The 6,011-nt window shown below is 37.7% G+C and carries 6 protein-coding genes; 3 read left to right on the plus strand and 3 right to left on the minus strand.

Features of this window, described 5'->3' with window-relative positions; translation table 11 throughout:
* On the minus strand, positions 1 to 997 hold a 997-nt coding region (locus ACJHV0_RS05085; RefSeq protein WP_483133562.1), incomplete at its 3' end, for a 1-deoxy-D-xylulose-5-phosphate synthase N-terminal domain-containing protein.
* Positions 998 to 1,337: 340 nt separating this feature from the next.
* On the opposite strand from ACJHV0_RS05085, the gene rpmE reads away from it, so the two are divergent.
* Entirely contained in the window at positions 1,338 to 1,550 is a 213-nt protein-coding gene (gene rpmE, locus ACJHV0_RS05090) for a 50S ribosomal protein L31 (protein ID WP_006249284.1), read from the plus strand.
* 62 nt (positions 1,551 to 1,612) lie between these two features.
* Here the strand turns inward: rpmE and ACJHV0_RS05095 are convergent, their stop codons facing one another.
* Positions 1,613 to 2,656: a glycosyltransferase family 9 protein gene (locus ACJHV0_RS05095; protein ID WP_334256540.1), complete on the minus strand. Its 1,044-nt coding sequence runs from the start codon at positions 2,654 to 2,656 to the stop codon at positions 1,613 to 1,615.
* Positions 2,657 to 2,701: 45 nt separating this feature from the next.
* Between ACJHV0_RS05095 and ACJHV0_RS05100 the strand changes: the two genes are divergently transcribed.
* Together ACJHV0_RS05100 and ilvY are read left to right on the plus strand one after the other, a co-directional pair.
* Complete coding sequence (locus ACJHV0_RS05100; protein ID WP_334236204.1) at positions 2,702 to 3,733, plus strand: glycosyltransferase family 9 protein; 1,032 nt, start codon at positions 2,702 to 2,704, stop codon at positions 3,731 to 3,733.
* A 1-nt stretch (position 3,734) separates the two neighbouring features.
* Positions 3,735 to 4,622, plus strand: a complete 888-nt coding sequence (gene ilvY, locus ACJHV0_RS05105; protein ID WP_025236303.1) for an HTH-type transcriptional activator IlvY — start codon at positions 3,735 to 3,737, stop codon at positions 4,620 to 4,622.
* Between the two features lie 100 nt (positions 4,623 to 4,722).
* Here ilvY and lon read toward each other — a convergent pair.
* A partial coding sequence (lon, locus tag ACJHV0_RS05110) for an endopeptidase La (RefSeq protein ID WP_483133563.1) occupies positions 4,723 to 6,011 on the minus strand: 1,289 nt, incomplete at its 5' end.

Consider the following 6,011-nt stretch of genomic DNA (forward strand, 5'->3'; position numbering starts at 1 on the left):
ATTCACCAGCATAGCGACGTTTAAATTCCGCAGCTAGTTCTGGATATGCAGCTTCATAAGCGGCAAATTTTGCATTCCAATCTTTTTCTGCGAGTGTGCCTTTCGCTTTTGCGTCCCACTCTGAATAGATTTCCGCCGGAATTTCAAATGGGGCATATTCCCAGTTAAGGGCTTGGCGAGTTAAGGCGATTTCATCATTACCTAGTGGTGCACCGTGGCAATCGTGAGAAGCTGATTTATTTGGTGAGCCGTAACCGATAATTGTTTTACAGATGATTAGGGTAGGGCGTTCAGTTTCAGCTTGTGCATTTTCAATCGCAAATTTGATTTGTTCTGCATCGTGTCCATCAACATTGCGAATTACTTGCCAGCCGTAAGATTCAAAGCGTTGTGCTGTATCATCAGTAAACCAACCATCAACGTGCCCATCGATAGAAATATTGTTGTCATCATAGAACGCAATTAATTTACCTAAACCTAATGTACCGGCTAACGAGCAAGCTTCGTGAGAAATACCTTCCATTAAGCAACCATCACCTAAAAATGCATAGGTGTAGTGATCAACAATGTTATGACCTTCACGGTTAAATTGTGCGGCAAGTGTTTTTTCTGCAATTGCCATACCTACAGCGTTAGTAATGCCTTGACCTAAAGGACCTGTTGTGGTCTCAACGCCCGGTGCATAACCATATTCAGGGTGTCCCGGTGTTTTAGAGTGTAATTGACGGAATTGTTTTAAATCTTCGATAGAAAGATCGTAACCGGTTAAATGTAACAAACTATAAATTAACATTGAACCGTGCCCGTTTGACAGAACAAAGCGGTCGCGATCAGCCCATTTTGGATTGGTTGGGTTGTGCTTTAAAAAATCACGCCATAAAACCTCTGCAATATCAGCCATACCCATAGGGGCTCCCGGGTGCCCTGAATTAGCTTTTTGCACAGCATCCATACTTAAAAAACGAATTGCATTTGCTAGCACTTTACGTTCTGCCATTGTGTTACTCCTAGTCGAAGAATGTTATATAAAAGAAAGGGATAGAGTTCGATTTTACACTATTTTTTTATAAAATCTCAAAAAAGTAAATGAAAAGTGTGATCTAGCTCACATAATCTGTAGAGATTTAATAGATTACTTTCGATATCGTTCTGTCGGATAGTTTATAAAATAGCAACGATTAATAGTTGATCTTGGATGGAAATTTCTCTAAAATACGCACTCTTTTTGGCGTTGAGTTATACTCAACATTTTATTAATCACATATGGTACTTGTTCGGCACAGCCCCAAAACGGAAGGCTCGGCAAGTGGCGATATGGTCTCGTTAGAGGTTCTCCAATGAAACAAGGTATTCACCCAGAATATAAAGAAATTACTGCAACTTGCTCTTGTGGTAATGTAGTTAAAACCCGCTCAACAGTAGGTAAAGATTTAAACTTAGACGTATGTGGTAACTGCCACCCGTTCTACACCGGTAAACAACGTGTTGTTGATACTGGTGGTCGTGTTGAACGCTTTAACAAACGTTTCAGCATTCCAAGCTCAAAATAATTTATTAATTATTGCAAACCCCACTGTTATGTGGGGTTTTGTTTTTTTAGATTACAAGCGGTTTATTTTTCTGAAAGTTTTGCAAATTGGCTATTTAACCATTTAGCAGCTTCTACTAGAGGAAAATCTGATGTGTCATTATTATTTTCCGTCCATTTGTTTGACACGACCATAAAAGTTTCAATCCCTTTTTTAGGTTTAGGATACCAGCGTGCGATATTAGTTGTATGATTAGCATAGAAGGAAAGTAGCCTTTTACCTAATGCACAAGAAATATGCACACCTCCGCCATCGACCGCAATGACAAGATCAGCTGAATTAACTAATGCACAATAGCCTAAAATATCATTTTGGGGAGCTAAGCTTACTGGAAATGGGGTTTTAAGTTTAGCTAAATATTTTTCACTGTTTGTTGTATTAGTCAGTACACAACTAATATTTTCCCAATATTTACTATCAATCATTGATAATAAAGTAGATAGTTCTTCAGTTGGAATCTCTCGCATACTGCCTTGCGGATTGAGTAGTAACTTGATTTTTGATTGATTCCATACTGCTTCAACGCTATTGTGCTTTTCGTATGGTATATCTAAATTATAATTGATTTGATTTTTTTCTAAAAAAGAAGAAAAAACAGAGTAATTTAAATAATCAGCAAAATGAACGTGATTTGGAAATTCTGTAGTGAAATCATAATTTTTTACAGAGTCTAAATTGTAAACTTGCTTTTGCTTTTTTCCAAAGTTGATAATAAATTTAGGGTTTAATATTTTATCTAAAACAATACTCTTGGTTGTGAAAGTAGGCTGAAAATCTAAATAAAGATCCCATTTATTACGTTGTGATAAATAAGTAGAGGGTTTATCTTTCAAGATGGCATCCACTACACTAGCCTGAGAAAAAAGTTGTTGATTACGTTTCGTAACTAAAACAGCAATTTTGACATTAGGGAGAGCCTGCTTGATTTGCTCTAAGTGTGCGATATGAACCACTGCATCACCGATAGCATCACCAATAGGTTTGAGTAACACCGATTTAATTTGAGTAAAATCGAAGACTTTTTTATGTTTTTTTGTACCAAAAAGTTTTATAACTAAAGATTTCATCTCTATAATAAGGCTAATAGTATGTAATTATTATAGTATGTAAAAATGAGTATTAAAGCAACGTTAAGAAAAGTAAGATTGGCTATCGGTAAATCACTTTTAGATAGAAAAAATACTAACCCAAGCTTACAGAAAGTTCCTGAGAAAATCTTATTTCTTCGCCACGATGGAAAAATTGGTGATTATATTGTCAGTTCATTTGTTTTCCGTGAAATTAAAAAGCACTCTCCGCATACAAAAATAGGAGTTGTTTGTTCACGAAAAAATCACTATTTATTTGAGAATAATCCTTACATCGATAGTCTTTATTTTGTTAAGACTAAAAGTATTCCTGATTATATTCGTTGTGGTAGAGAGTTAGCCAAAGAGCAATATGATGTTGTGATTGACCCAACAGTAACTTTACGCAATCGTGATTTATTATTCCTGCGAATGATTTCTGCTAAACACTATGTAGGTTATCAGAAGCAAGACTATCATTTATTTGATTTAAATGTGGCTGATAGAAAGCAGCATTTCTCTGAAATTTACCGAGATGCTTTATCTTTGGTTGGATTTGGTAACATTAATACCAATTACGATGTTCCATTAAATCAAGTTAGTCAGCAATCTGTAACAGATTATTTATCTGAGCATCAGATAAATAATTACATTGCTTTAAACCTTTTTGGTGCTGGTTCGGCAAGGAAATTTAGTGATGAGCAGATAAGTAACTTATTAAATTACTTAACACAAAATAGCCATAAACCTATCATATTGCTTACTTTTCCTGGAGTTACAGAAAAATTAGCCAATTTAGCAAAACAGTATAAGAATGTATTTGTATATGAAAAAACAAAAACAGTTTTTGACTCAATTGAGCTAATTCGTTTTGCTGATTTATTAATCTCCCCTGATACTTCAACAGTGCATATTGCAGCAGGGCTTCATAAAAAAATCATTACGTTTTATAGTAGTGATGAACAAAATTTTATACATTGGCATCCTAATAATCAGGCAGAAACACATATTCTTCATTTTAAAAAGAGCGTAAATGAACTAAATGTTGCTGATATTAAACCAGAATGGCTAAAATAATATGGAATTCCAAAGCCTAAAACTGTTCCTGGATATTGTCCAAACTCGAAGTTTTATTCGTAGTGCGGAAAAAAATTATATGACGGCTTCAACCCTTACTCGCCATATTCAGCGTATGGAAGAAGAGGTGGGGCAGCCGTTATTTTTGCGGGATAATAGACAGGTTCATCTTACCGAAGCAGGGGAAAAGTTCTTAGAATTTGCTCAGCAAGGTTGGGTACAATGGCAGCAACTTCAAAGTCAAATTTCGCCTACGCAAGGCGAGTTAGAAGGCGAGTTGAAAGTGTTTTGTTCTGTAACAGCCTCTTATAGCCATTTGCCACCTATCTTATCCCGTTTTAGACAGAAGTATCCAAAGGTAGATATTAAGCTAACCACTGGCGACCCTGCACAAGCCCTGCACGAAGTGCAATCGCTTACTGCGGATATTGCCATCGCAGGAAAACCGGAACTTCTACCGAATAATATTATTTTTCACTACATTGATGATATTGAGCTTTCAATTATCGCTCCTCGCGTTGCCTGCCAAGCAACACAGATTTTACAACAATCGCCGATAGATTGGAAAAATGTGCCTTTTATTTTGCCGGTGAATGGTCCGGTGAGAAAGCGTATTGACCGTTGGTTTAAAGAGCAGAAAATCAAAGAGCCAAGAATTTATGCTACAGTAACAGGGCACGAGGCAATATTACCAATGGTTGCACTTGGTTTTGGTGTGGCGTTATTGCCTGATGTGGTTATCAAACATAGCCCAATGAATAACCAAGTTTCATATTTAAATTTACCCTCGCCGATTACGCCATTTGAGCTGGGTGTTTGTGTTCAGCAAAGGCGGTTACAAGAACCGATTATCAACGCATTTTGGGCGTTATTGTCTAAAACAGCATAACAACAAGCGGTCATATTTTTATAAAAATTTACAAAATTAGTAAAAAAATAGACCGCTTGTATCCAAAAAATAAAGGTGCATTACTGCACCTTTATTACTATTATTGAACCGTTGCTTTTGCACGTGGCTTTTTCACCTTAATTTCGGCTTTTGGCAATACTTCAATTCCCATCGGTGGGTTTTCAAGAGCAATTGCAAGCACTTCATCAATCGTCTCTACGGCGTGAATATGTAATGCTGCTTTGGCATTTTCCGGAATTTCCTCCAAGTCTTTTTCATTCTCTTTTGGAATAATAACCGTTGTAATACCACCTCGGTGGGCTGCAAGTAATTTCTCTTTTAAGCCGCCGATTGGCAATACTTTTCCACGCAGGCTGATTTCGCCTGTCATTGCCACTTCTTTACGCACTGGGTTGCCTGTTAAGCTTGAAATTAATGCGGTACACATTGCAATACCGGCACTTGGACCATCTTTTGGTGTTGCTCCATCGGGTACGTGAACGTGGATATCACGTTTTTCGTGGAAGTCTGCCGCAATACCCAATTTATCTGCACGAGAGCGAACTACAACCATTGCCGCTTGGATAGATTCTTTCATCACATCGCCTAATGAACCTGTGTAAGAGAATTTACCTTTACCCGCCACAGAGGCAGTTTCAATGGTTAATAAATCGCCGCCCACTTCTGTCCACGCCAAACCTGTCACTTCCCCAATGCGGTTTTGGCTATCCATTTTGCCGTAGTCAAAGCGTTTTACACCTAAATAGTCTTCAATATTGCTCTCAGAAACCGTGATCGATTTCAATTTTTTATCTAGCACTAAAGCTTTTACGGCTTTACGGCAAATTTTAGCAATTTCTCGTTCAAGCCCACGCACACCGGCTTCACGGGTGTAGTAGCGGATAATGCTTAAAATTGCACTATCTTCCACTGTGAGTTCACCCTCTTGCAATCCATTATTTTCTTGCTGTTTAGCTAGTAAATGATCGCGAGCAATGTGCATTTTTTCATCTTCGGTATAGCCTGAAAGACGAATGACTTCCATACGATCTAGCAATGCCGGTGGAATGTTCATTGAGTTTGAGGTTGCCACAAACATTACATCAGATAAATCGTAATCTACTTCTAAATAGTGGTCGTTAAAGGCTTTATTTTGCTCCGGGTCTAATACTTCAAGCAATGCTGAGGCTGGATCGCCACGCATATCTTGTGCCATTTTGTCGATTTCATCTAATAAAAACAGTGGGTTACGAACGCCAACTTTCGCCATTTTCATCATTAGAGAACCCGGCATTGATCCAATGTAAGTACGACGATGACCACGAATTTCCGCCTCATCACGTACACCACCTAATGCCATACGCACATATTTACGCCCTGTTGCATTTG

The sequence above is a fragment of the Mannheimia sp. genome, from assembly GCF_056854775.1.